We start from the raw sequence: 23,647 nt of genomic DNA, 5'->3' as shown, positions 1-23,647 counted from the left end.
TTAAACCGCGATTTTTTTGTTACAAGTTCATCTTCAAAGTCCTTGATTTTTAGTAAATCTAAAATCAAATTTTATCCGACTGACCCTTCCATTTCATAGCTAATCAAGCGGTTGAGCTCAACTGCATATTCCATTGGAAGTTCTTTCGTGAAGGGTTCGACAAATCCCATGACAATCATCTCTGTTGCCTCAGATTCTGACAATCCACGACTCATGAGGTAATAGAGTTGTTCCTCTGAAATCTTAGATACCTTAGCTTCGTGTTCCAAAGCAACTTGCGAGTTATGGATTTCATTAAATGGAATAGTATCTGATGCTGACAAGTCATCCATGATAATGGTATCACACTCAATGTGAGAAACAGATTTCTTAGAGTTTTTGTTAAAAGTTACTTGTCCACGGTAGTCAACCTTTCCTCCACCTTTAGCGATGGATTTAGACACGATAGACGAGCTTGTATGTGGTGCGTTGTGAATCATCTTGGCACCCGTATCCTGGTGTTGTCCTGCATTAGCAAAGGCAATAGAAAGCATGGTACCACGCGCCCCTTCTCCATCTAGGTAAACAGATGGGTATTTCATAGTTGTCTTGGCACCCAAGTTTCCATCAATCCACTCAACAGTGGCATCCTTTTGAGCCTTAGCACGCTTTGTTACCAAGTTATAGACGTTATCAGACCAGTTTTGGATGGTCGTATAGCGCATATAAGCTCCGTCCAAGGCAAAGATTTCTACGATGGCAGCATGCAAGCTGTTACTTGAATAAGTAGGCGCTGTACATCCTTCTACATAATGAACACTTGCTCCCTCATCAACGATAATCAAGGTACGTTCAAACTGACCTGTATTTTCGTTGTTGATACGGAAGTAAGTTTGAAGAGGAATATCTACCTTGACCCCTTTTGGTACGTAGATAAAGGTTCCACCTGACCACACTGCCGAGTTAAGAGCAGCCAACTTGTTATCTGTTGGTGGTACCAACTTCGCAAAGTATTGTTTAAACAAGTCTGGGTATTCCTTGAGGGCAGAATCCGTATCTGTAAAGATAATCCCCAATTTTTGGAACTCTTCCTTCATGTTGTGGTAAACCACTTCTGACTCGTACTGGGCAGAAGCTCCGGCCAGATAGGCACGCTCAGCTTCAGGAATTCCGATACGTTCAAAGGTTTCTTTGATTTTTTCAGGAACCTCATCCCAAGAACGGGCTGGTTTATCAGATGGTTTTTGGTAGTAGATCAAGTCATCAAAGTCAATCTCTGACAAGTCTGCTCCCCAAGTTTGCATGGGCATTTTTTTAAAGGTTTCGTAAGACTTCAAACGGAATTCTAACATCCACTCAGGTTCTCCCTTTGCAGCTGATAGTTCACGAATGACATCTTCATTCAATCCTTTTCCTGTCGATAGGACAGGCTCTACATCATCATGGAAACCAAATTTATATTCACCAAGGTCAATTGGTTTTGGTTCTACTCTTTCTTCAGCCATAATATCCTTTCTTTCATTCTTCATTTCTACTGATTCATAAGACAAAAGAAACTTGTCTTACTGATTTTCAATTGTTTTCTTCAGGGCGTTCCAAGCTAGGGTTGCACACTTGATTCGTTGCGGGAATTTTGCAACACCTGACAAGAAGGCGCCATCCCCGAGTTGGTCTTGACGCTCATCTTTTTGTCCTTGAACCATTTCAGAAAAAATAGTCGCAAGTTCTAAAATTTCTTGTTTGGTTTTTCCTAAAACGGCATCTGTCATCATACTAGCAGAGGCAGTTGAGATGGTACAGCCTGAGTTTAGAAAAGCGATATCCTCCAAACGATCCTCTACATCAAACTTGACAGAGAGATTGATAACATCTCCACAGGTCGGATTGTTGAGACTGATTTGTTCAGCATCTTCCAACTTTCCTTGGTGATGTGGATTTTTCGAATGGTCCGCTACCACTGCCATATAAAGGCTATCTAGTTTAGAAAGTGCCATTGAAAAACTCCTTTGTCTTTTGTAAGGCATCGACTAGCTTGTCGCAATCTGCCTTGGTATTGTAGATATAAAAACTTGCGCGAGCTGTTGCTGGGACATCCAAATACTGAAGCAAGGGTTGGGCGCAGTGGTGACCTGCACGAACAGCCACTCCTTCATAATCCAAAGCAGTCGCAAGGTCGTGCGGATGAAGGTCACCTAGGTTAAAGGCAATAACACCTGAACGTTGAGCCAAGTCCTGCGAACCGTAAATAGTCAATCCTTCAATCACCTGCAGTTTTGGATAGACATATGCAATCAATTCCTGTTCATGGGCTTCAATGGCATCCATACCAATCTTTTCTAGATAATCCACTGCTGCTGCCAGTCCAATTGCTCCAGCCATATTGGGAGTTCCTGCCTCGAATTTCCAAGGTAATTCCTTCCAACTAGCAGATTGTTCATAAACGAAATCAATCATCTCGCCGCCAAATTCTACTGGTGACATTTGTTCCAGATACTTTTCTTTACCGTACAGAACACCGATACCAGTTGGACCCGCCATCTTGTGACCTGAAAAGGCAAAGAAGTCCACATCCAAGTCCTGGACATCAATCTTCATATGAGGCGTAGATTGAGCACCATCCACCACCATGATGGCACCAACTTGGTGGGCCAATTGAGTAATTTCTTTGATTGGATTGACCACACCAAGAACATTTGAGGCGTGAGCAAGGGAGACAAACTTGACTTTATCAGTCAATTTACCTCGCAAATCATCCATATCCAGAGCTCCATTCTTAAGATAGACATAGACAAGCTCTGCCCCAGTCTTGCGGCAGGTTTCCTGCCAAGGAATGATGTTGGAATGATGTTCCATGACAGAAATCAAAACCTGGTCTCCCTCAGTCAAGACTTCCTCTGCAAAGCGCGCCACCCAGTTCAGACTGGTTGTCGTTCCTCTAGTAAAGAGAACTTCCTTTGTAGACCCGGCATTGATAAACTTACGAATGGTTTCACGAGCCGCCTCATAAGAAGCTGTCGCTCTTTCTGCCAAGGTATGAACGCCACGATGAACATTGGCATTGTCGTTCTCATAGTAGCGGTTAATCGTTTCCAGAACAGCTAGTGGTTTTTGTGTCGTCGCAGCGTTGTCCAAATAAACCAATGGTTCATCATTAACAATCTGGTCTAAAATTGGAAAATCCTTGCGAATCACTTCTACATCTAACATAGGCTACCCCTTAGCGTTTTGACAATTTTTCTTCGATAGTCGCAATCATTTCATCACGAACTTCCTTGACTGGAATCTCAACGATAACGGAGCCAAGGAAACCACGAACAACCAAACGTTCTGCAGTTGCCTTATCCAAGCCACGGCTCATGAGGTAGTACATATCTTCTGGATCTACCTGACCGATAGAAGCCGCGTGTCCTGCAGTTACGTCATTTTCATCAATCAAAAGAATTGGATTGGCATCTGAACGCGCTTGGTCTGAAAGCATAAGAACACGGCTCTCTTGTTGCGCATCTGCTCCCTTAGCACCCTTGATAATGTGGCCAATACCATTGAAGGTCAAGGTTGCTTTTTCAAGAATAACCCCATGTTGAAGGATATTTCCGATTGAGTTGCAACCATAGTTAGTCACTCGCGTATCAATCCCTTGTACCTGACGACCACTTGAAAGAGCTACAACCTTGAGATCTGCATGGCTACCATTTCCAATCAAGTCACTATCAAAGTCCGCAACAACGTTCCCTTCGTTCATAACACCAATCGCCCAGTCAATGCTTGCATCGTTGCCTAATTTACCACGACGGCTAATGTAGGCAGTGACGTTTTCACCTAGACGGTCAATCGCCGCAAACTTGACTTGAGCACCTGAACGAGCGATCACTTCAACAGTAATGTTTGCAGTCGCTTTTGCACTACCCTCACCGCGTGACTCTAGACGTTCAAGATAACTAATCTTAGAATTTTTACCAGCGATAATCATAATATGCTTGTTAAACGGCACATCACTATCACTATCTTGATAGAAAATCCCTTCAATTGGTTCTTTAATCTCAACATTATCAGGAATATAGAGAACAGCACCACTATTGAAATAAGCTGTATGGTAGGCTGCCAACTTGTCATCGTCATACTTGACAGATGACATGAAGAATTCTTCTACGAGTTCTGGAATTTCTTCTAAAGCTGAGTGGAAATCTGTAAAGACAACACCCTGTTCAGCCAACTCAACTGGAATTTGCGCAAAAACAGTTTGAGTACCTACTTGGACCAACTTCAAGTGGTTATCTAGTGCAGTGAAATCTGGAACATTTGCTGATGGCTCACTTTCTGTAATCGTTCCATCACCCAGATTCCAACGGTGGAATTTGACACGCTCAATAACTGGTAATTCCAAACTCTCAATCTTGTCAAAAGCTTTTTGACGGAGATCAGCCAACCAGCTTGGTTCAGCGTGCATTTCTGAAAAAAGTTTAATAGTTTCTTTAGTCATTTACTTCTCCTAAAAGATACGAGGGAATTACAATTCTTCCTTGTAGTCGTAGCCAAGTTCTTCAGCTAGTTTTGCGTATCCTTCACGTTCCAAACGTGCAGCCAATTCTGGACCACCTGAAAGGACAACACGACCTTCCATCATGACGTGTACCACATCAGGTGTGATGTAGTTCAAAAGACGTTGGTAGTGAGTGATAATCATAGCACCAAAGCCTTCACCACGCATGGCATTCACACCTTTAGAAACAACTTTAAGGGCATCAATATCAAGACCAGAGTCAATCTCATCCAAAAGGGCAAAAGTTGGTTCCAACATCAAAAGTTGAAGAATCTCATTACGTTTTTTCTCACCACCAGAGAAGCCTTCGTTGAGGTAACGCTCTGCCATTTCTTCTTTCATGTTGAGCAATTCCATCTTCTCGTCTAGTTTAGTAATAAACTCACGAACTGAAATCTTCTCATCGTCTTCTTTACCAGCATTCATAGCTGCACGAAGAAACTCAGCGTTAGTAATACCAGGAATTTCTGATGGGTATTGCATAGCAAGGAAAAGTCCCATACGCGCACGCTCATCAACTTCCAATTCAAGGATGTTTACGCCGTCAAACAAGACTTCACCTTTGGTAACTTCATAGTTTGGATTTCCCATGATAGCGGCAGAAAGAGTCGATTTACCAGTACCATTTGGCCCCATGATAGCGGCGATTTCTCCTGTTTTCAGGGTCAGGTTAACCCCTTTTAAAATTTCTTTTCCTTCAATCTCAACGTGAAGATCTTTGATCTCTAATACTGACATGATAGTTCCTTTCTTTTTCAAGGCCTTTACAGTACTTACTAGAAACATACTTGATTTCCCTAGAAAACACGGTAAAAGGTCAATAAATATACTTTTATAGTATAACAAAAAAAAGCCCAAAAGGCTTTGATTTTGTCTAGAAGCTGAGGACTAGTCTTTTCCTTTTAAATGTTGGTCAATAACATCTACAATCTTGCCCATCAAATAACTAACTCTAAAGTTTCTAAAGAGCAAAATGGCCCAAAAGGTTGCCATAATATAGCGACCAGTCATCCAGGCTTCATTGAAAAAATAGGTCTCAGCAGCTGTAAACAGTGCGATGATAATAAATTGTTGTCTATTCATAAACTTATTGTATCATGAAATCTTTCTTTAGTCTTCCTCTACCTTCACTTTATCAGCCAAAAATTCAAATCCTTCAGGAATCAGACTTTCTTCTGCTTCTTTTTCAGTTTGGGAAGATTTGGCTTTGGCTGAAAAGGCTGCGCGAACTTCTTTCCATTCCTCCATGGAAATAGCTAAAATCTCAGGTGAAAAACCTGCTGCCTGACTGAGGATGTTGCCAAACATGGTATTGAGATTATCTCGTTTCATAGTTTGACCAGCATTGAAGTTAGACTCAAAAGCAAGAATAGCATGGTGTTCATTGGCCGCAACTGGTTGAGAACCAACTAGCAGAGCCTTGTCTGGCCCACCAAGACTTTCAATTACCTCTCCCCAGGCATTTTGTAAACGAATCAGATTTTGACGTGCTAAATCAGGATTTTCGACGGCCTCTTGTAAGATCGATTGAACTTTATTGCGATCCACACGATAGACTGTCTTGCTCGCTGCTGGTCGGCTAGGCACTGGACTTGTTGGCTTGGGTATAGTTCCTACATTTGCGAGTTCTTGTTTGAGACGGGCAATTTCCTGTCTCAGTGCAGAAATCTCATGTTCAACTGCCCCAGAAAGAGCTGGTTCAGGCTTAATCTCTGCCAATCGAATAGTCATCATCTCAGCATAAATCTTGGGCTGCAAACTAGACTTAATATCTGCTAAACTGACTGTCGCCAAGCGAATCATTTCAAACAGATTTTCCTGAGGAAGTGCCAAATTCTCAACAAAGACTGGACTATGATGAGTGTTTTTCCCCCCTGTTTGAACAATTAACAAATCTCTTAAATAGTGCAAAAGGTCGGTCACAAAACGAGTCATGCTCTTACCATTGTCAAAGAGAAGATTTAAGCAAGCCAAAGCCTTGGGAACATCCTGTTGAGACAAGGCAACCACATAATCATCCAAGGCTGATAGACTAATGGTACCAGTAATTTCTTCAGAAATGGCAGTCGTCAACTCATTTCCCTGTGTCAAACTCAGTGCTTGATCCAAAATAGACAAGGCGTCTCGCATTCCACCTTCAGCCCGTCTGGCAATGATTTCCACAGCCTCTGGTTCAGAACTGATATTTTCTTTTTCTAAGATATAGTGGATATGCTCCTTAATATCCTGTGTCTTAATTGATTTAAATTCAAAACGTTGCACACGGGATAGAATAGTGGCAGGAATCTTGTGCAATTCAGTAGTGGCCAAAATAAAGACCACATTCTGTGTTGGCTCTTCCAGCGTCTTTAGGAGGGCATTAAAAGCCCCTGTAGACAGCATGTGAACCTCGTCTATGATATAGACCTTATAACGGGCAAGACTAGGGGCATAAGTAGATTTATCACGAATTTCACGGATTTCATCTACCCCATTATTAGAGGCCGCATCCATTTCAATGACATCTTCTAAACTACCGTCCGTCACTGCTTGACAAATATAGCAGTTATTACAAGGTTCCCCACCCACTTGATTTGGACAGTTCATAGCCTTGGCAAAAATCTTAGCTACACTGGTTTTTCCCGTTCCACGAGGACCAGAAAAAAGATAAGCGTGACTTATTTTTTCTTGCTCCACAGCTTGTTTAAGAGTCTTAGCCACAACCTCTTGACCAACCAACTGGGAGAAGTTTTGACTTCTATACTTTCGATAAAGTGCTTGATACATTAGGCTTTCTCCCCAAACATTGTAAAGTCCCATTCTGTCTTTTCAAGCAAAATAGCGACAAATTGTTCCAAATAATCTCGATCCATATCATCATAATCATCAACCTTTGAAGAATCCAAATCCAGAACTCCAAGTAATTGACCATTCTTTATCATGGGCACAACAATTTCACTTTTAGCTCGACTATCACAAGAAATATAGTTGGGATAAATTGTTACATCTCCAACAAGAACAGTTTCCTGAAAGTGAGCTGCCTCACCACAAACACCTTTGCCTAGTGCAATACGGATGCAGGAAACCCCTCCTTGGAAGGGACCTAAAACTAATTCCTTTCCATCAAACAGATAAAAGCCTGCGAATACGGTATTAGGAAAGCGTGATTTTAAAAGAGCACTGGCATTGGAAAGATTAGCCAAAACATTACTTTCGCCTTCCAATAAAAAAGAGAGTTCCTCATTTAACATTTGATAACGTGATTGTTTTTCTGATTCTAACATAGAACTATTATATCAAAAAAGGCTTACAGACAAAAGAAAAATCCCTTGTTTAGGAAACAAAGGATTTTGTGAATTTTCAATTTGATTAAAGTTCGATATCACCGAACAAGTCAGCCATTGAGAATCCTGTTTGTGTTTCTGGAAGTTCGAAATCACGTTTTTCTTGACGTTTTGGACGACGTGGACGAGCAGCACGTTTTTCTTCTTTTTGTCCTTCTTCTTGAGCTGGACGCTCTTCAAGAGCTTTGATAGAAAGTGATACGCGCTCTGCATCTGCGTTAACTTCAAGAACTTTAACTTGAACTTCTTGACCAACTTTAAGTGCTTCTTTAGGATTTTCAATACGTTTGTGTGAAATTTGTGATACGTGAACAAGTCCATCGATACCTGGCAATACTTCAACAAATGCACCGAAGTCAGTCAAACGTTTAACTGTTCCTTCTACTACATCACCTTTAGCCAATTTTTGCTCAACGCCATCCCATGGTCCAGGTGTTGTTGCTTTAAGTGAAAGTGATACACGTCCTTCTTCTTCGTTAAGATCAAGGATTTTCACTTCAATTTCTTCACCAACAGTTACAACTGATTTTGGTGATACGTTACGTTCATGTGACAATTCAGTCAAGTGAACAAGTCCGTCAACACCACCAAGGTCGATGAAAGCACCGAAGCTTGTGATACGTGCAACTTTACCAGTTACTACATCACCAACAGCCAATTTACCGAATACTTCAGCACGAGCTGCTGCTGTAGTTGCTTCAACAACTTCACGACGTGAAAGGATGAAGCGGTTTTCTTTAGCGTCAACTTCTTTGATTTTAGCGTCAAATTCTTGACCTACAAAACGTTCAGTGTTACGTACGAAACGAGTATCCAACATTGAAGCTGGGATAAATCCACGAACACCTTCAAATTCTACTGAAAGTCCACCTTTAACGGCACGAGTTCCTTTAACAGTAACAACTTCTTCTTCGCGACCAACAAGCTTGTCCCATGCTTTGCGAGCTTCAAGGCGTTTTTTAGATACAAGGTATGTAACTGTATCAGTATCTTTACCAACTACTTGACGAAGTACAAGAACATCCAATACTTCTCCTACTTTAACAAAGTCATTGATATCTGCATCGCGATCGTTTGTCAATTCGCGAAGAGTCAAGACACCTTCAACACCAGTTCCAGAGATTGCAACGTTAGCTTGAGTCGCATCAACTGTCAATACTTCAGCACTAACAACATCACCAGTCTCAACTTGGCTAACGCTATTTAGCAAATCTTCAAATTCGTTCATCTAAAAAATCCTCCAACAATCAAGTTTTTTCTTAAACTTGACATACTTATAATTTTTTTCCTAAGCACCCGCAAGGACATGTTCATATCGTTCACGTCTTTCAATTATAAAAATAAAATACCCTAAGATATTTTGCTTTTTATCTTGATCATTACCTAAGAACTGGGGTAGCTGGATTCGAACCAACGCATGAGGGAGTCAAAGTCCCTTGCCTTACCGCTTGGCTATACCCCATTGATGAAATGGAGAGAGAGGGATTCGAACCCCCGAACCCGAAGGAGCGGATTTACAGTCCGCCGCGTTTAGCCTCTTCGCTATCTCTCCTACAATCAACATGGACTATTATATCATGAAAATTTCAAAAAAACAAGACTTATTTTGCTAAATTATAATTTTCAATCAAAATTTCCACAGCTTTTTCCAATTTTTTATAAAAACTATCGACATTCCCATTCTTTATGATGGCAAATTGTCCGTCTAATTCGGCAATTTCTCCGATAACTTTTTTACCGATAGTCAATGTATAACCTTCAAAACTATCTTTTCCTACATTAACTTTAGCATCCGCTACTTGAATTTCAATTTTTTTATCTTTCTTGCTCATTTCATACCTCTCTTCACTTTTTCTATTTTACAAGAAAATCCTAAAACTAGCAAGAAAAAACTCTATATCATTCTGAGTCTGATATAGAGTTTTCTGCTTTATTTAACGTGTTTTTCTAGTTCTTTTTGGTACTTACCATTTGATTCCAATTTTTCTTTTTGCCATTTTTTCAGTGCTTCTTCATATTCCTTTGTCGTAACGATATCTTTTTGCAATTTCATTCCTTTAAAGATATATGGGTCACCTTTAATACCAACTTGTGAGTATGGTTTTGAGAATGGCACGACATTACTTACAACTGGAGAACCACCAGATGAGGCTGTCGGCATCAATAATGAACTATCTGTCAACCAAGCTTGAGCCTTGGCATATTTTTCATAGCGCTCTTCAAGATTAGTAGTTTCTGAATCAGCATCATCCAATAATTTCTTATACTGGTCCAAACCAAGTTTCGCTACAACATCCTTATCTTTCCCTTTAGTAATACCAAGGTGTTTCATAGCAGAACCTGATTTAGGATCCATGATATTCAAGTAAGATGCTGGGTCTTGATAACTTGGAGCCCATCCTGTACTGTTCAAATCATAGTCTTTTTGAGAAGGAACACGCGCTTGTGAAGTGATTGTTTCCTTTTCATTATCTGTCATTTGAAGAACGTCGATAACAACATTTTCAGCACCAAGAGTTGATTCGATAGACTGTTTGAAAGAGTTACTTTGTTGAACGGCGATGGTATCTGTTTGTTCAACTGGGACATCCAAGTGAATTGGGAAAGTTACCCCTTTAGATTCCAAGTCTTTCTTAGCTTTTTCGAAAGCGGCTTTAGCCTTGTCAGGGTTGTAGATAGAGTCCTTACCGTCAACTAGCTCAACACCTTTCCATTGATCACCGTAGTTCACCAACTCTGCTTGAGCGATTTGACCAAAGTTCTTACCATCTGCTTGTACAAAGTTGTCAGGAACGAGGCTGTTACGAATAATCTTGTCCGCACCGTCTTCACCATTTAGCTGGGCAGCATAAGAATGGCGGTTGAAGGCAAAGTTGATAGCCTGACGGAAGTCCTTATTAAGCATAGCTTCTTTAGTTGAAGTCTTTTGCTCCTCACTTGTTTTCGCAGTTTTATTGTATGACTGACGATTTACGTTAAATGTGAAGTAATAACTACTTGAGTCCTGTGGGCTATAAGTGATTTTATCTCCGTATTGCTCTAAAGTTGAAGCAAAGTTTGAACTACTTGGGAAGAGACGAGCTGTCGTATAGGCACCAGAAGAGAAACTACGGATCAAGGATTCTTGATCAGAACCATCATAGTAAGTCAATTTAATCTTCTCGATTTTTACCTTTTCTTTATCCCAATAATTTGGGTTTTTCTCATATTCAATCAACGATTTAGAAGTCAAGGTCTTCAAGATATAAGGACCATTGTAGAGAATTCCTGCTGGAGTAACTGCTCCATAATCTTTACCTGATGCCTTCAAAAACTCTTCATTTACAGGCAACATCGTCGCTGTTGTAACTTTAGAGTTCCAGAAGCTTTCTGGTTTGTTTAGGGTATATTCAACTGTGTAATCGTCCAAGGCCTTGACACCAACTGTAGAGAAATCGTTGGTTTCACCAGTCATGTAGGCATCCAAGCCCTTGATTGAATTTTGGATGAGAGAGACACCGTCTGACTTACCGTCAGCTACGTGTTTCAATCCTGTCACAAAGTCATGGGCTGTTACTTCGGCATATTCTTCACCCTCAGAAGTGTACCATTTCACTCCTTTACGAAGTTTGTAGGTATAAGTCAAACCATCTTTTGACACAGACCAATCTTCAGCCAAGGAAGGAATAACATTTCCGTATTGGTCGTTTTCCATCAAGCCATCAACCACATTCCCGATGACATCTGTTGTCGATGTACGAGTCGCTATACTATAGTCCAAAGATGCAGGATCTACTGCATAGACATATGAAAATGTTGTCGGTGCATCTGCTTCTTTATCAGCTTTTCCACAAGCTACTAAAAGAGCTGCTGTGCTCAGGACCACTCCTGCTGTTAAGAGCCACTTTTTCGATTTCATCAAAAATCTCCTTTTGTTTATTTTAATCTACTTTTACAATCCAACCTTCTGGCGCTTCAATATCACCAAACTGAATACCTGTCAATTCATCATAGAGTTTACGAGTCACAGGACCAACTTCTGTTTCGCTATAGAATACATGGAAATCATCACCGTGCTGAATTCCACCAATAGGTGAAATAACTGCTGCTGTACCACAGGCACCTGCCTCTACAAAACGGTCAAGGTTATCAATTGGGACATCCCCCTCAATAGGAGTCAAGCCCAAGCGGTGTTCTGCCAAATAAAGCAAAGAATACTTGGTAATAGATGGCAAGATAGATGGACTCAATGGTGTTACAAATTCATTATCAGCTGTAATTCCAAAGAAGTTAGCTGAACCGACTTCTTCAATCTTTGTATGAGTTGATGGGTCTAGATAGATAACATCTGAGAAATGACGTGATTTCGCCAATTTCCCTGGCAAGAGACTTGCAGCATAGTTTCCACCAACCTTAGCCGCACCTGTACCATTTGGAGCGGCACGGTCGTATTCATCCTGAATCAAGAAGTTGGTTGGAACCAAACCACCCTTAAAGTAATTACCAACTGGCATAGCAAAGATGGTGAAAATGTATTCCTCTGCTGGTTTAACCCCGATAATATCTCCAACACCAATCAAAAGAGGGCGAAGATATAGGGTTCCACCTGTTCCGTATGGTGGTACGTATTCTTCATTTGCGCGGACAACTGCTTTACAAGCCTCAACAAACATTTCTGTTGGAACTTGTGGCATCAAGAGACGGTCACAGGTACGTTGCAAGCGTTTAGCATTTTCATCAGGACGGAAAAGTTGAACACTGCCATCCTTAGTACGATAAGCTTTCAAACCTTCAAATGCTTGTTGTCCATAGTGAAGACTTGGAGAAGACTCAGAAATATGCAAAGTTGCATCTTCTGTAAGCTCTCCTTGATCCCATTGTCCATTTTTAAAATGAGCAATATAGCGATAAGGTAATTTCATATAGGAAAAACCAAGGTTTTCCCAATCAATCGTTACTGTCATATTCCACTCCTTATTCTAAAAACCTATTTCTTATATTCTACACTATTTTTCTAAAATAGCAAGTATATTTTGTAATTTTCAGAAAATTTCTTCAATAAAAAGAACCAGCCCTTAGAACTGATTCCTTTTACAAGTGAAAAATTAATTATTTTCAACTTTTTCATCGTATTTTGGTCTGATTGTTGTACCTGAGTTAACAATGGTACGTTTTTGAACAAGAGGCAAATCACTACGGTTATATACTGTACGCCATGGTTCCCAAACAAGACCTGTTTTTTCTTGAATCTTCACACGTATATTGCGCACATTTCCTCTAAATTGAATTTCAGTTTGGAAACCAGCTGTTCTACTTTTACCATTATCTTCCCATTGACGTGAGCGGATGCTTTCGATGCCATCCTTGTCATAAGTTACTTCATCCCAGTAAACATAGTAACGAGCGATATAGGCTCCCTTATGATGTAAATTGAGGAAACCATTTTTGTATGAAGTGACTTTCGTTTCAATGTAGTCTGTATTGCTTTGAATTGTGGCCACTTGATTATCTTTCAAGAATGCAGTCTTATAAGAAATTGGAACAGCAGGGTTTTGTGTACTAAAAGTAGCTCCTTCTTGAATCAAACTCTTCAAATCTTCTACTGTACCTGTCACAACACGTCCAGCTCTATCAGCATTTCCTCCTACGATTGATACTGTTACCTTGGTATCCTTCAATACACGCGCCCATTCAGATTCGGCTTTAATCGGTACTCCCTTAATTACAGCATCGATAGCTGCTTTCAACTCTGTACTCTTGCTTGTTGTTTCAAATTTGACATACATTTGACGTCCGTATGAGACACTTGACACATATACAGGAGGTGTCTTTTCATCAATTCCACGTGCTTTCAATTGATCAACCGTTACTCCTTGGGCAAATACATCTGACGGATTTTTTGGAGCATCAAAGTTTGCAGTATAGTAAATTTGTTTAAAATCGACGACCTCAATTTGTTTCTCACCCTTGTTCACAGCCTCAAAGTCAATTTTTAAATTAACTCCAATCTTTTCAAAATCACTTCCAAATTTTGCTTTCAACTGATTCATGCTGTAAGCAGAAGTTGATTCGTATTGCATACGTGCTGGAGCAGGATTTTTCGCAGCATATTTTTCATGCCAACGATTTAACAAGGTATTCACACCTTCCTGCATACCACTTACAGTTGGATTAGCATCTACATAGCTATCTCCGCCTACCATTCCTGGTAAATCAACACTAATTCTACCTTTGCTTCGATCTAAACTAATTTGCTGTGGTTTATTTTCTAGAAGGTCTTGATTTGCTTTAAACAAAGCACCTAGGTAAATATCCCCATTGCTATTAATGGCAACATCAGAAGAACCATTGGAAAGACTCTTCTTCACTTTCTCTACAACCACAAACTCATTCCCTTGTTGCCTTGTGCTTGTATTCGTGTAATTTTCTAGCGCCTCACCTCGTCTAGTTAAAATATCTGTTTTATCATAATTCAAATCAAACAAATAGTGATTGAGTTCAGCAGTAAAATCTGTTTTTGAGCTATTTTCTGATTTATTGCTTGTTGCACTCTTGTCTTTTACAGTGCGATACACTTCGACTTCTGCTAAGCTAAGTGGTGTTTTTGAATTATTTAGCTCCACTTTAACATATCGTGCATTAATTCCTGAGAATTGAACATCAATTGTTGGTTGATTGTTTAAGCTATCGATATGTTGACGAGTTACTTCATTTCCAGCTTTATCCAACAAAATAACATCAAAATTAGATAAACGCTTTGCTACATCCCCATCTCCACGATTGTAGATACGAACAGTTCCTACTGATTCTTCTTTCTCTAAATCAACTTTCCACCAAGAATGATCTTGAAAATCTGTATGGGTAACTGAACGGTGGCTCCATGCGTTATCACGATTGCCATCAACCGCTCTAGACGCTTCTCCTCCATACGCAATTGAACTTTGACTTGCAGGTTTGTGAGCAGCAATGTTTTCACCCGAAACTGCAGCTACACTTTGCTCTGTAGCTTTTACTACATTTGATTGAAAAATCAGTCCAGAACCTAGTAAAAATGTTGCAATGGCAACGCCACATACTCCAACACTACGCTTACAAATAGAAAAATGAAATCCTTTATCTTGCTTATTTTGAGACATACAAAACTCCTTTAGCATTAAAACTACGCTTAAAACATGTTCATTGTAACATAAATACAGATGTTAAACAATCATTTTCTTGTCTATTTCACAATTATATAAGCGTCAAAAACTTCTTCATCTGAAATCGTGTCAGAAATGAAGCTTCCGTTACTAGTCCGTTCTGACAGATTCAAGTCTTGCAATCGGCTTTCATAGATTGTTCCTTTGTTGGATTGAACAAGCAGAGTTTGGTCGTTCTCTTCTACTTCTGTACTGAAGAGATCACCTACAAATCCTTGTTCTGCAACTGCTCCTGCTAAGAAGACACGATGCGGTTTGTTTTTCAACTCACGCAAGACTTGTAAGCCACGTTTGGCACGGCTGGTTGCCGGAATTTCGTCAATAGAAACACGTTTCAAACTTCCACGTTGGGTCAAGAGGTAGAAGGATGAGGTGTTACAGATAAAGGCGGACTGGAGAGTATCATCTTCTTTCAAATTCATAGCCTTGACACCTGCAGCCTTGGCACCGACAACTGGAACCTCTTCGATATTGAAACGAAGCGCATAACCATTTAGACTAATCAAGAGTACATCATCCAGTTTAATCGGAGCCACTGCTACAATTTGATCTGTCTCATCTTTGAGCTTAGCATACTTGACAGACTTAGATTTATAGGTCCGCCATGGAGAGAATTCTTTGCGTTCTACACGCTTGATTTGACCAAGACGAGTCGCTGCAAAATAAGTTGTCGCATCATCAAACTGATCCACGACTTCCACATAAAGGATTTCTTCGTTCGTTTCGAAGTTTGTAATGGTTTGGCTCAAATGCTCTCCGATGTCCTTCCAGCGAATATCTGCCAATTCATGGATTGGTCTGTAGATGACATTTCCAAGACTTGTGAACATCAAGAGGTGCTGGGTTGTCTTGGCAGCTTGTACAAAGATCAAGCGGTCATCATCACGTTTGCCAATTTCTTCCAAGGTGGAAGCTGCAAAGGAACGTGGGCTGGTACGCTTGATGTAACCTGCCTTGGTCACGCTGACATAGGCATCCTCCTCAGCAATCAAACTAGCTGTATCAATCTCAATTGCTTTCGCAGTGTCTTCTAAAGTACTCAAACGTGGAGTCGCAAATTTCTTCTTGACTTCACGAAGTTCTTTCTTCATGAGATTGTACATAGTCCGCTCATCACCAATGATCGCTGCAAGCATGGCAATCTTTTCACGAAGTTCTGCTTCTTCTTCCTGCAAGACAACTACGTCTGTATTGGTCAAACGGTACAGTTGCAAGGTAACGATGGCCTCAGCCTGCTCTTCTGTAAAATCATAGCTGACCTTAAGGTTTTCCTTGGCATCAGCCTTATTCTCAGAAGCACGGATAAGGGCAATGACTTCATCCAAAATCGAAATCACGCGAATCAAACCTTCGACGATATGGAGACGTTTCTCAGCATTTTCCTTGTCAAAGCGGGAACGCGCCAAAATCACTTCACGACGGTGGGCAATATAGCTAGACAAGATTGGAACGATCCCAACCTGACGAGGGGTGAAATTGTCAATTGCTACCATGTTAAAGTTATAATTGATTTGAAGGTCTGTGTATTTGAAGAGATAATTGAGAACAAGCTCTGTATTAGCTTCTTTTTTGAGCTCAATAGCGATTCGAAGACCGTCACGGTCAGACTCGTCACGAACCTCAGCAATACCTGCCACCTTGTTATTGACACGAACATCATCGATTTTCTTGACTAGATTGGCCTTGTTGATTTCATAAGGAATCTCAGTAATAACGATTTGTTCCTTACCACCTTTTAGCTTTTCAATCTCAGTCTTGGAACGAACAACCACGCGCCCCTTACCAGTTTCGTAGGCCTTCTTGATTTCATCACGACCCTGAATGATTCCTCCTGTAGGGAAGTCTGGTCCCGGCAAGAATTCCATGAGTTTATCAACCTTTGCAGTTGGATGATCAATCATGTAAACCGCTGCATCGATGACCTCAGCCAAATTATGGGGAGGAATGTCTGTGGCATATCCAGCCGAAATACCAGTAGAACCATTGACTAAAAGGTTTGGAAAAGCTGCTGGCAAGACTGTCGGCTCTTTCTCGGTATCGTCAAAGTTCCAAGCAAAAGGAACAGTCTTTTTATCGATATCTTGAAGAAGGTAGCCAGCAATTTCAGACAAACGCGCCTCAGTATAACGCATAGCCGCAGGCGGATCTCCGTCCATAGAACCATTGTTACCATGCATTTCGACTAGAATCTCACGATTTTTCCAGTCCTGTGACATACGAACCATGGCATCATAGATAGATCTGTCACCGTGTGGGTGAAAATTCCCCATGATATTCCCGACAGACTTGGCCGACTTGCGGTAGCTCTTGTCAAAAGTATTGCCATCCTTATTCATAGAATAAAGAATGCGACGCTGAACCGGCTTCAATCCATCACGAATATCTGGCAAGGCCCGGTCTTGAATAATATACTTGGAGTAGCGACCAAAGCGCTCTCCCATGATGTCCTCCAGGGACATATTTTGAATGTTAGACATAAGATACAAAGGGACGATTCGGCTTACCGAAAATTTCTGCAGAAAAATAGGAAATCGATTCAGGGCTCGACGAACCCAAGGTGATTTCTCTTTTTTCCTAAGTCTTAGTCCCGTGTTTAGTTACAATAAGTAACCAAACGACCCTTTCTATAGTTTAAAGTGTTTAAAATTTATTGATTAGGTTAGTATTAAGGAATTTCACACAGCATTTAGGGCGTGTTCAACTCCTTTCGAAAAATGGAGAGTACATATTATGGAAAAAGAAAAAATATAGAGTAAGTGAGTTTTATCCAATTCCTGTATCGTCATTTCCACTTGAAATGTCTACTCCACAAATCCTCGTTTATACTTGATATGACTGGCTATATTGCTATCTACATCTTTCTTATCCCAAAGTTGAAGTTCCCAAGGGTAGTAAAAATTACTTTTATTTTTAAAATAGATATGAATACCGACATAGCCATCTTTATCACGTAAATACCAGTTTTTTAGTCCGTACATCTCTTGCCAATCATCTAATTTCTCCATGACTTGAGCTATCTCTTTGGAACTCAAAATCATACGAGCACCAAAAATATCATTAAGAATTGAATTCACAGGATAGCCCTCTTGACGCTCTGAAAAACGTGTAATTTTATCTAAAATAGACTCAGAAGTTTTGACGCGATAAACATAGGCAATATTTTGGACATCCGCTTTCATCAGATAGTCATTAATCGACTCATGTAAATTCAGACGGTAGGCCAAAATCGCTTTCGTAGGAACTTTAGAAAAGGTATGCTTGAGATTGATTTTTTCCACCTTACCCGTTTCAAAATAATCTTTAGAATATTCTAGATGAATACGATTAATCTCTGTAATAAGGCGTTCCACTTTTTCAATCATGAGTCTTCTCCTCTCGCTTTTTCATTTTTCTAATTACTCCCAAACTTCTTCACTCTTTCCTCAGCATATCTCATCATCTTCTCAGCTACTTCTTTATCGTAGTCAAATCCCATCTTTTGGGCAAGGGACTGAGCCTCTCGGTGGAAAAATTTCATCGTAGCAAACAATGACTGAGTGATTTTATCTAAACTTGAGAAGTCAAGTAGACTTGAGAATTCCTTTTCTTTCTCAGCAGGCAAATACTGAAAGAGGTACTTGTAGTTCTTGCCAACATCGACCGTTCCCTTATTTGCTGCCACTTGCCAAGCTAAAATCTTGAGCAATTCTTGCTGACAGATTCCATATAGATGATCCGTCGCATAGACAAGGTGGTTCCGATGAATGCCTTTGACCACGTAAGCCGACACCCACCAAAATTCATTGCAGGCTTTTTCAAAATCAATCGGGCTAGCTGGATTCATCCAGTAACGTTGAGGACTTGTAGTATAAGACTCAAACAAGCCTTTCTCATCTTTTAATACTGTATAATCAGCTTCACTATCCGCCCACTCTTGAATGTGTTCTTTGGGGCAGAGAGTTAAATCAATACGATTGCCGTCTTCAAAGAGCATGAGATAAAGACGACGATGGTCAAGAGTAACCTCTTGCTCGATAATTCGTTTCCCAAACTGGTCTAGCCAAGAAAGGTCACTCGTCAGATTATCTAAATCGTCCACGACATAGACCACGTCATAGTCTTGAAACTCATCTTTTGGTGCTTTTGTATCAGTTCGTGAACCAGACATGGCGACAGCTTCTACTTGTGTAGTTTTGGCAGTTTGTAAAATCAGATCTATCATTTCTGTTTCAGCTCTCATGTCAGTACCTTCTCATTTTATAGATCACTAGGTGTCTTCTTACTGGATAGTTTTTATACTATAATTCCTCTGTCTGGTAAAGGCTATATCCTTCGTAGTAGTATGAAGCATCCACTCCCTTAAAGAAATTGGTCTGACTGAGGTCATCCGTCAAGTTATTGAGGAGCAAATACTTGAGTTCTCCAGTCGATACTGCACTACGCTTCATGGCATTCAGGTATTCATCCTTATCAATGGCGTTCCAATCTACCACCTTACCCAGCTTCTCACGAAGCATACAATCTAGCCAAATCCGCATGGCGCGTCCATTTCCCTCACGGAAAGGATGTGCAATATTCATATCCGCATACTTATCAACCACTTGATCAAAATTGTCATGAGGAAGTTTGTCAATATACTGTAAGGATTGCTCTAAAAAAATACGGGGGGCAAATTGAAAGTTATCCTTTGCAATATTAACATCACGGATTTTTCCAGCAAAATCATAGATGCTGAAAAAGAGATAGTGGTGAATAGCTGACAGCCCTGCAAATGTCCCAACTTCCATCTTGAACAAATCTCCTGTCTGAAAAAGCAGGGCGGCTTGCTTTTTTGTCAGTTTTTCTTCTGCATCTGCCAGCTGGGCTGAGTTTATAATGCCTAGTTTATTTTCCAATACCATATTTTCCCCTTATTAGCGCCATTTTGTGTAGAAAACAGGGTGTCCTTTAGCAATATGTTCTTTCAGTTCATCTGGCAACTTAAACTCTACAATATCTGTAGTAACCCTTGGTAAGTAAGCAAAATCTCCGTTGAGTCCGCTAAAATAGAAACCATTTTCCTTAGCCTCTTTGTCCAATGAAAATATCACTTTTGGAATAAAATACTCATAATCAGGCTCTCTATTAGAAATCATATTTCTTACATCCAAAATAGATGTTTTCGCATCCAACACATCAAGTACTTTCCCATACTCTGCATGACTTATTTTGAACAATCTAATCTTTGCCGCTCCTTTAGGTTTCTTATTCACCATTCACTAGATACTCCTTCTTACTTTTTTTAATGTAAACTTTTTGTAAGTTGTAAATAAACAGCTGTTATCAAAACTCAACTTGTCCTTTTTAGGGAAAAGCTGCCTAAAAGTCAGGACAGCTACTCCCTAAAAAGGACAGATATCCTGAACTATCTTGCTACTACTTCCTTAGTCGTAGCAATTTTTTTGTCAGCCCAGATGACTAAATCCTTGATAACCAATTTCTCCACTGCTCGAATAAAATCAGACATAAATGTATAGTCGATTTGTCCATTTTGGATTGGAAGTTGAATCTCTGTTTCTTTTAACCCAATTTTGGTAGCCTTGGCATTATAATTAAATCTCTTCTCAATAACTTTTTTTATTGCAGTCATTAAGTAGAATGCCGTATATTTGTCCAATTTCTCTGATTGTAGAACACTTGTTGCACCATGTCCATCTTTTAGATAAAATGGTGACTCTAAATAGACAATATTTTGATTATTAGAATGAATTAAAATTGTTGGTCTTCCATCTGGATTATTTAGAACCTCTCTTCTCAAATTGTGATAAGAAATAATACCATTATTAATTATTGCCTGTCCATAGAAAGGATATTTATTTTCGCTTTCATCGGATAATTCATCTAATTTTAACGGATTTAACTCTTTAATTCCAGAACACCATTTCAATACATCTTGCAATTTGAAATAAGCATAGTCCTCCGACTCCTCTACTCTACTCTTAGTATCGGAAAGTTTTGCAAACTTGTCAAGTACTTTTTCATCATTTTTTGTAAGATGATAATCTCTGAGATTTGTTACAGTTAGATAAGCCTCGAGCGTCTCGATGCGTTCAGCCTCGAGCGCTTTGATGTAGTTTTCCATATATAAAAACGCTATTTCATTATTTAAAAATGGTAATTCCAGTTCTAATTTTTCAAGACGAGATTTTTGTACGCTAGGTCTATCATTACCGGCCCACATCGGACGTACTTTATTAATGAGAGCTGCAATATATAGTTTACTCTCATCAGACATTGTTTTATAGTTTTTACTAGCAAAAATCCCCATGCAGTGTCCTCCGACAATGAAAGGTTCTGTCTGTAAGAAAACTGTTCCTGCATACTCACCATCTTTTGATATTGTCAACTCATGATTATAACTAAAATCGCTATACGAATAAAAATTTATCCCATTTCGAGTTGTCGCTCCAGTAATTGTATTTACCATTCCTTCTTCTTTTACATTAAAACGATTACGAAGAGGCGGCTGATTCCCCGATACAATATCAAATAAATCGGATACTTTATATTCTTTAAACTTTCCCCCAGCTTTGACAAAGTCATCCTCTAACTTTGCGAGTCTGGGGCTTAGGCTTTTTTTGAGCTATCTTCTCCCTTACTCTTCAGGAGTTGTTCTACTTCCCAAGCTAGGTAGTCAGCAACAGTCTTTTTAAAATCGTCCAAGGTTGGTTTTGTATCAATGTTCTGGTGCTGTTCGAAATTCCAATCGTTACCCTTGTCAGTGATAAAGTCCTCTATAAAGATAGCATCCAAATCCCACAGTTCTTTACTTACCTCTGCCCTCTTGCCAGCCTTATAAATTTTAATTACATCTTGGTATCGTTGGATAGGATTATCAACCTCTGAAATCCCTCGCTTAGCACGTTTAAAACCGTCATTTCTAAAATCAATAAATTTAACTGTCTGGTCGTAATCGTGTGCCTCATGTGCCTTAAAAATATAGATAGAAGTCTGGACCCCTGCCATGGGAATAAAAAGGTCAACAGGCATTTTGATAGAAGCAAGCAGGGTATGCTTTTTCAAAATAGCTTGAGCTGTCTTTATCGCCTTACCAGAACCAGCACTATCTTGAATGATAATAGCACCAAGACCGCCACACTCCATCTTATCCAAACCATAGGCTATAAAAGGTAGACCATTTTCTTCATAAGAGAAAGGTGGATTCAGCAAGACACGATTGGCTTTAAAATCCATAAACAGACTCTCAGGACGATTGAAGGCCGAACCTTTTTCAATTCGACTAGACCCATCTCCACGAAGAATCATATTGGTTGTCGCTAATGTATACATCTCTGCATTAAGTTCTATTCCTAGCAGATTATCTTTCTTGAGATTCGCAATCTCCTCGTTGGCTCGAGAAGTCCCCTTCCCAAAACTGGCATTTGCATGATCTATCATCAACTCCATAGCTGAAATGAGGAAACCAGCCGAACCAGTCGCCAAATCCATAACCTTGCTCTCACTTGTTATCCCCAGAATTTGCGCCATCATTTTGGTAACATAAGGAGGGGTCAGGACAATACCAATTTCTTTTCCATCTCCCAAAGCATACTTGAGAAATTCGGAGTACATCTCCCCCATAATATCGATATGTCCCCCAAAACCATCAATGGATTTGAAAATATTCTCATAGATAAAAGTGAAGATTTGCTTGGTAACAGAGTTTTCCTTTTGAGGGAGAAGTTGTGCTACTTCTTTATCATTGGTAGTCAACTCATCACGCTGGCTATCTTTGGAAATTTCTCCAAAAGAAGCTAACATGAGAGTTTTCTTGTCTTCATTGATTTCACGTTCATCTAGGAAAGCCTTGATTTGATCAACTACTTTCTTACCATCACGCTTGGTTTCAGACTGTACACCCTTTAAATCATCAGGTATTAAGCCCTCATCAACCTTGTTGCCTTTACAATCTACGATATCCTGCATAGATAATAGCATACCAGACACATAAAGCACCCGTTGAGGAGCTGTGATATTATGGTTGTGCATCAATTTATTGAGCTTTTTAGCATAGCCTTGCAAGGTCGCTTGACTATCAATCAGAATTTGGTGTTTTTCTTCTTCGCTCAAAATAGCATCTTTGTAGAATGTCTCAAAGGTGGACTCATTTTCCAAAAAATCAAAAGTCGTTACCTTTGATAGCTCTTTATAGGCATTAGGAGCAGAACCAAAGACATAATAAACTTTGATAGTCACATTTTCTTCGTTATCTCCTGCAACACCAACTGCGACGGCTTCATGATATTTACCACTATCAATAACTGCCCTCGCATAATGCAAAGCCCCATTCACTGCAAAATCACTAATTGATTTATCATCAAACTTAATACCGTCCTTTGTTTGAGCAACTAGCTTAGATAATTTGAGTTTGTTTTCAATCAAGATAGGAACTTGTTTGTATTTTTCAATATGAAAATCTGGTTTTCCAAAATTAGTCTTAGTTTGCGTCTTAGCCGCCCCCTTAAGCGCCTCTTTGAGATAAGCACTCATCGCAGATTCTTCATTATAATCCTGTAATTTTTTCAAACCAAGATTTTCAAACTGCTTTTTCACATAGTCATTCACATCCGACTCTAATTTCCAGTTTACTAACATATTATTTTCTTTCA

At 39.8% G+C, this 23,647-nt stretch carries 20 protein-coding genes, 2 tRNA genes and 1 pseudogene; all 23 read right to left on the bottom strand.

Going from position 1 to position 23,647, the window contains the following annotated elements:
• Window positions 1-71: 71 nt before the first annotated feature.
• The 23 genes and pseudogenes from sufB to HMPREF0851_RS05525 all read right to left on the bottom strand — a co-directional run bounded on the left by sufB (window position 72) and on the right by HMPREF0851_RS05525 (window position 23,633).
• The gene (gene sufB, locus HMPREF0851_RS05625) at window positions 72-1,484 is read right to left on the bottom strand and encodes a Fe-S cluster assembly protein SufB (RefSeq protein WP_000797054.1); all 1,413 of its coding nucleotides are present in this window, start codon (window positions 1,482-1,484) and stop codon (window positions 72-74) included.
• 57 nt (window positions 1,485-1,541) lie between these two features.
• Window positions 1,542-1,973, bottom strand: a complete 432-nt coding sequence (gene sufU / locus HMPREF0851_RS05620; RefSeq protein WP_001218495.1) for a Fe-S cluster assembly sulfur transfer protein SufU — start codon at window positions 1,971-1,973, stop codon at window positions 1,542-1,544.
• Window positions 1,960-3,186 carry a cysteine desulfurase gene (locus tag HMPREF0851_RS05615; protein ID WP_000887746.1) on the bottom strand — a complete coding sequence of 409 codons (1,227 nt, stop codon included), beginning with the start codon at window positions 3,184-3,186 and terminating at the stop codon, window positions 1,960-1,962. The genes sufU and HMPREF0851_RS05615 overlap by 14 nt, the downstream gene beginning before the upstream one ends.
• A gap of 10 nt (window positions 3,187-3,196) precedes the next feature.
• Window positions 3,197-4,459 (bottom strand): Fe-S cluster assembly protein SufD, encoded by a 1,263-nt coding sequence (gene sufD / locus HMPREF0851_RS05610; protein WP_000159845.1) that lies wholly within the window; start codon window positions 4,457-4,459, stop codon window positions 3,197-3,199.
• Between the two features lie 27 nt (window positions 4,460-4,486).
• A complete protein-coding gene (sufC, locus tag HMPREF0851_RS05605) occupies window positions 4,487-5,257 on the bottom strand; it encodes a Fe-S cluster assembly ATPase SufC (RefSeq protein WP_000114489.1) in 771 nt (256 codons plus the stop codon).
• A 150-nt stretch (window positions 5,258-5,407) separates the two neighbouring features.
• Window positions 5,408-5,602: a DUF3272 domain-containing protein gene (locus HMPREF0851_RS05600; protein WP_001081603.1), complete on the bottom strand. Its 195-nt coding sequence runs from the start codon at window positions 5,600-5,602 to the stop codon at window positions 5,408-5,410.
• 27 nt (window positions 5,603-5,629) lie between these two features.
• The gene (gene dnaX / locus HMPREF0851_RS05595) at window positions 5,630-7,285 is read right to left on the bottom strand and encodes a DNA polymerase III subunit gamma/tau (RefSeq protein ID WP_000283803.1); all 1,656 of its coding nucleotides are present in this window, start codon (window positions 7,283-7,285) and stop codon (window positions 5,630-5,632) included.
• Window positions 7,285-7,782: a GAF domain-containing protein gene (locus HMPREF0851_RS05590; protein WP_009014168.1), complete on the bottom strand. Its 498-nt coding sequence runs from the start codon at window positions 7,780-7,782 to the stop codon at window positions 7,285-7,287. The genes dnaX and HMPREF0851_RS05590 overlap by 1 nt, the downstream gene beginning before the upstream one ends.
• Window positions 7,783-7,867: 85 nt before the next feature.
• Window positions 7,868-9,070 (bottom strand): 30S ribosomal protein S1, encoded by a 1,203-nt coding sequence (gene rpsA / locus HMPREF0851_RS05585; protein WP_001001635.1) that lies wholly within the window; start codon window positions 9,068-9,070, stop codon window positions 7,868-7,870.
• 162 nt (window positions 9,071-9,232) lie between these two features.
• A tRNA-Gln gene (locus tag HMPREF0851_RS05580) sits at window positions 9,233-9,304 on the bottom strand.
• A 9-nt stretch (window positions 9,305-9,313) separates the two neighbouring features.
• A tRNA-Tyr gene (locus HMPREF0851_RS05575) sits at window positions 9,314-9,394 on the bottom strand.
• A 49-nt stretch (window positions 9,395-9,443) separates the two neighbouring features.
• Window positions 9,444-9,674: a DUF2969 domain-containing protein gene (locus HMPREF0851_RS05570; RefSeq protein WP_000037113.1), complete on the bottom strand. Its 231-nt coding sequence runs from the start codon at window positions 9,672-9,674 to the stop codon at window positions 9,444-9,446.
• Window positions 9,675-9,772: 98 nt separating this feature from the next.
• The gene (locus tag HMPREF0851_RS05565; protein ID WP_000837401.1) at window positions 9,773-11,740 is read right to left on the bottom strand and encodes a peptide ABC transporter substrate-binding protein; all 1,968 of its coding nucleotides are present in this window, start codon (window positions 11,738-11,740) and stop codon (window positions 9,773-9,775) included.
• 22 nt (window positions 11,741-11,762) lie between these two features.
• Window positions 11,763-12,785, bottom strand: a complete 1,023-nt coding sequence (locus HMPREF0851_RS05560; protein ID WP_000218999.1) for a branched-chain amino acid aminotransferase — start codon at window positions 12,783-12,785, stop codon at window positions 11,763-11,765.
• Window positions 12,786-12,926: 141 nt separating this feature from the next.
• The gene (locus HMPREF0851_RS0103680) at window positions 12,927-14,957 is read right to left on the bottom strand and encodes a thiol-activated cytolysin family protein (RefSeq protein ID WP_000081225.1); all 2,031 of its coding nucleotides are present in this window, start codon (window positions 14,955-14,957) and stop codon (window positions 12,927-12,929) included.
• Window positions 14,958-15,040: 83 nt separating this feature from the next.
• Window positions 15,041-17,497, bottom strand: coding sequence for a DNA topoisomerase IV subunit A (parC, locus tag HMPREF0851_RS05555; RefSeq protein WP_083804067.1), 2,457 nt, complete (start codon window positions 17,495-17,497; stop codon window positions 15,041-15,043).
• 324 nt (window positions 17,498-17,821) lie between these two features.
• Complete coding sequence (locus HMPREF0851_RS05550; protein ID WP_000570837.1) at window positions 17,822-18,382, bottom strand: GTP pyrophosphokinase; 561 nt, start codon at window positions 18,380-18,382, stop codon at window positions 17,822-17,824.
• 29 nt (window positions 18,383-18,411) lie between these two features.
• A complete protein-coding gene (locus HMPREF0851_RS05545) occupies window positions 18,412-19,239 on the bottom strand; it encodes an aminoglycoside 6-adenylyltransferase (RefSeq protein WP_001201001.1) in 828 nt (275 codons plus the stop codon).
• A gap of 58 nt (window positions 19,240-19,297) precedes the next feature.
• Window positions 19,298-19,900, bottom strand: a complete 603-nt coding sequence (gene fic, locus HMPREF0851_RS05540) for a protein adenylyltransferase Fic (protein ID WP_000242273.1) — start codon at window positions 19,898-19,900, stop codon at window positions 19,298-19,300.
• A gap of 12 nt (window positions 19,901-19,912) precedes the next feature.
• On the bottom strand, window positions 19,913-20,254 hold the full coding sequence (locus tag HMPREF0851_RS05535) for a hypothetical protein (protein ID WP_000247489.1): 342 nt from the start codon (window positions 20,252-20,254) through the stop codon (window positions 19,913-19,915).
• Window positions 20,255-20,403: 149 nt separating this feature from the next.
• Window positions 20,404-21,084 (bottom strand): restriction endonuclease subunit S, encoded by a 681-nt coding sequence (locus tag HMPREF0851_RS16630; protein ID WP_269597978.1) that lies wholly within the window; start codon window positions 21,082-21,084, stop codon window positions 20,404-20,406.
• Window positions 21,082-21,546, bottom strand: a pseudogene (locus HMPREF0851_RS16625) (restriction endonuclease subunit S); the annotation flags it as partial. The gene HMPREF0851_RS16630 and the pseudogene HMPREF0851_RS16625, both read right to left, overlap by 3 nt.
• Before the next feature lie 59 nt (window positions 21,547-21,605).
• Complete coding sequence (locus tag HMPREF0851_RS05525; RefSeq protein ID WP_009014166.1) at window positions 21,606-23,633, bottom strand: class I SAM-dependent DNA methyltransferase; 2,028 nt, start codon at window positions 23,631-23,633, stop codon at window positions 21,606-21,608.
• Between the last annotated feature and the right edge of the window lie 14 nt (window positions 23,634-23,647).

This window comes from Streptococcus sp. M334 (assembly GCF_000187745.1).
Taxonomy (GTDB): domain Bacteria; phylum Bacillota; class Bacilli; order Lactobacillales; family Streptococcaceae; genus Streptococcus.
The sequence above is the reverse complement of the archived record's forward strand: the minus strand, read 5'-3'. Positions and strand labels throughout refer to the sequence as shown.

Excerpts from the sequence above, each read along its gene's own strand:
- sufB (WP_000797054.1), bottom strand. The coding sequence starts at position 1,484 with ATGGCTGAAGAAAGAGTAGAACCAAAACCAATTGACCTTGGTGAATAT.
- sufD (WP_000159845.1), bottom strand. The coding sequence starts at position 4,459 with ATGACTAAAGAAACTATTAAACTTTTTTCAGAAATGCACGCTGAACCA.
- sufC (WP_000114489.1), bottom strand. The coding sequence starts at position 5,257 with ATGTCAGTATTAGAGATCAAAGATCTTCACGTTGAGATTGAAGGAAAA.
- HMPREF0851_RS0103680 (WP_000081225.1), bottom strand. The coding sequence starts at position 14,957 with ATGTCTCAAAATAAGCAAGATAAAGGATTTCATTTTTCTATTTGTAAG.
- HMPREF0851_RS05590 (WP_009014168.1), bottom strand. The coding sequence starts at position 7,782 with ATGTTAGAATCAGAAAAACAATCACGTTATCAAATGTTAAATGAGGAA.
- HMPREF0851_RS05570 (WP_000037113.1), bottom strand. The coding sequence starts at position 9,674 with ATGAGCAAGAAAGATAAAAAAATTGAAATTCAAGTAGCGGATGCTAAA.
- HMPREF0851_RS05550 (WP_000570837.1), bottom strand. The coding sequence starts at position 18,382 with ATGATTGAAAAAGTGGAACGCCTTATTACAGAGATTAATCGTATTCAT.
- HMPREF0851_RS05600 (WP_001081603.1), bottom strand. The coding sequence starts at position 5,602 with ATGAATAGACAACAATTTATTATCATCGCACTGTTTACAGCTGCTGAG.
- fic (WP_000242273.1), bottom strand. The coding sequence starts at position 19,900 with ATGGTATTGGAAAATAAACTAGGCATTATAAACTCAGCCCAGCTGGCA.
- parC (WP_083804067.1), bottom strand. The coding sequence starts at position 17,497 with ATGTCTAACATTCAAAATATGTCCCTGGAGGACATCATGGGAGAGCGC.
- HMPREF0851_RS05525 (WP_009014166.1), bottom strand. The coding sequence starts at position 23,633 with ATGTTAGTAAACTGGAAATTAGAGTCGGATGTGAATGACTATGTGAAA.
- dnaX (WP_000283803.1), bottom strand. The coding sequence starts at position 7,285 with ATGTATCAAGCACTTTATCGAAAGTATAGAAGTCAAAACTTCTCCCAG.
- HMPREF0851_RS05615 (WP_000887746.1), bottom strand. The coding sequence starts at position 3,186 with ATGTTAGATGTAGAAGTGATTCGCAAGGATTTTCCAATTTTAGACCAG.
- HMPREF0851_RS05560 (WP_000218999.1), bottom strand. The coding sequence starts at position 12,785 with ATGACAGTAACGATTGATTGGGAAAACCTTGGTTTTTCCTATATGAAA.
- rpsA (WP_001001635.1), bottom strand. The coding sequence starts at position 9,070 with ATGAACGAATTTGAAGATTTGCTAAATAGCGTTAGCCAAGTTGAGACT.
- HMPREF0851_RS05545 (WP_001201001.1), bottom strand. The coding sequence starts at position 19,239 with ATGAGAGCTGAAACAGAAATGATAGATCTGATTTTACAAACTGCCAAA.
- HMPREF0851_RS05565 (WP_000837401.1), bottom strand. The coding sequence starts at position 11,740 with ATGAAATCGAAAAAGTGGCTCTTAACAGCAGGAGTGGTCCTGAGCACA.
- sufU (WP_001218495.1), bottom strand. The coding sequence starts at position 1,973 with ATGGCACTTTCTAAACTAGATAGCCTTTATATGGCAGTGGTAGCGGAC.
- HMPREF0851_RS05535 (WP_000247489.1), bottom strand. The coding sequence starts at position 20,254 with ATGGTGAATAAGAAACCTAAAGGAGCGGCAAAGATTAGATTGTTCAAA.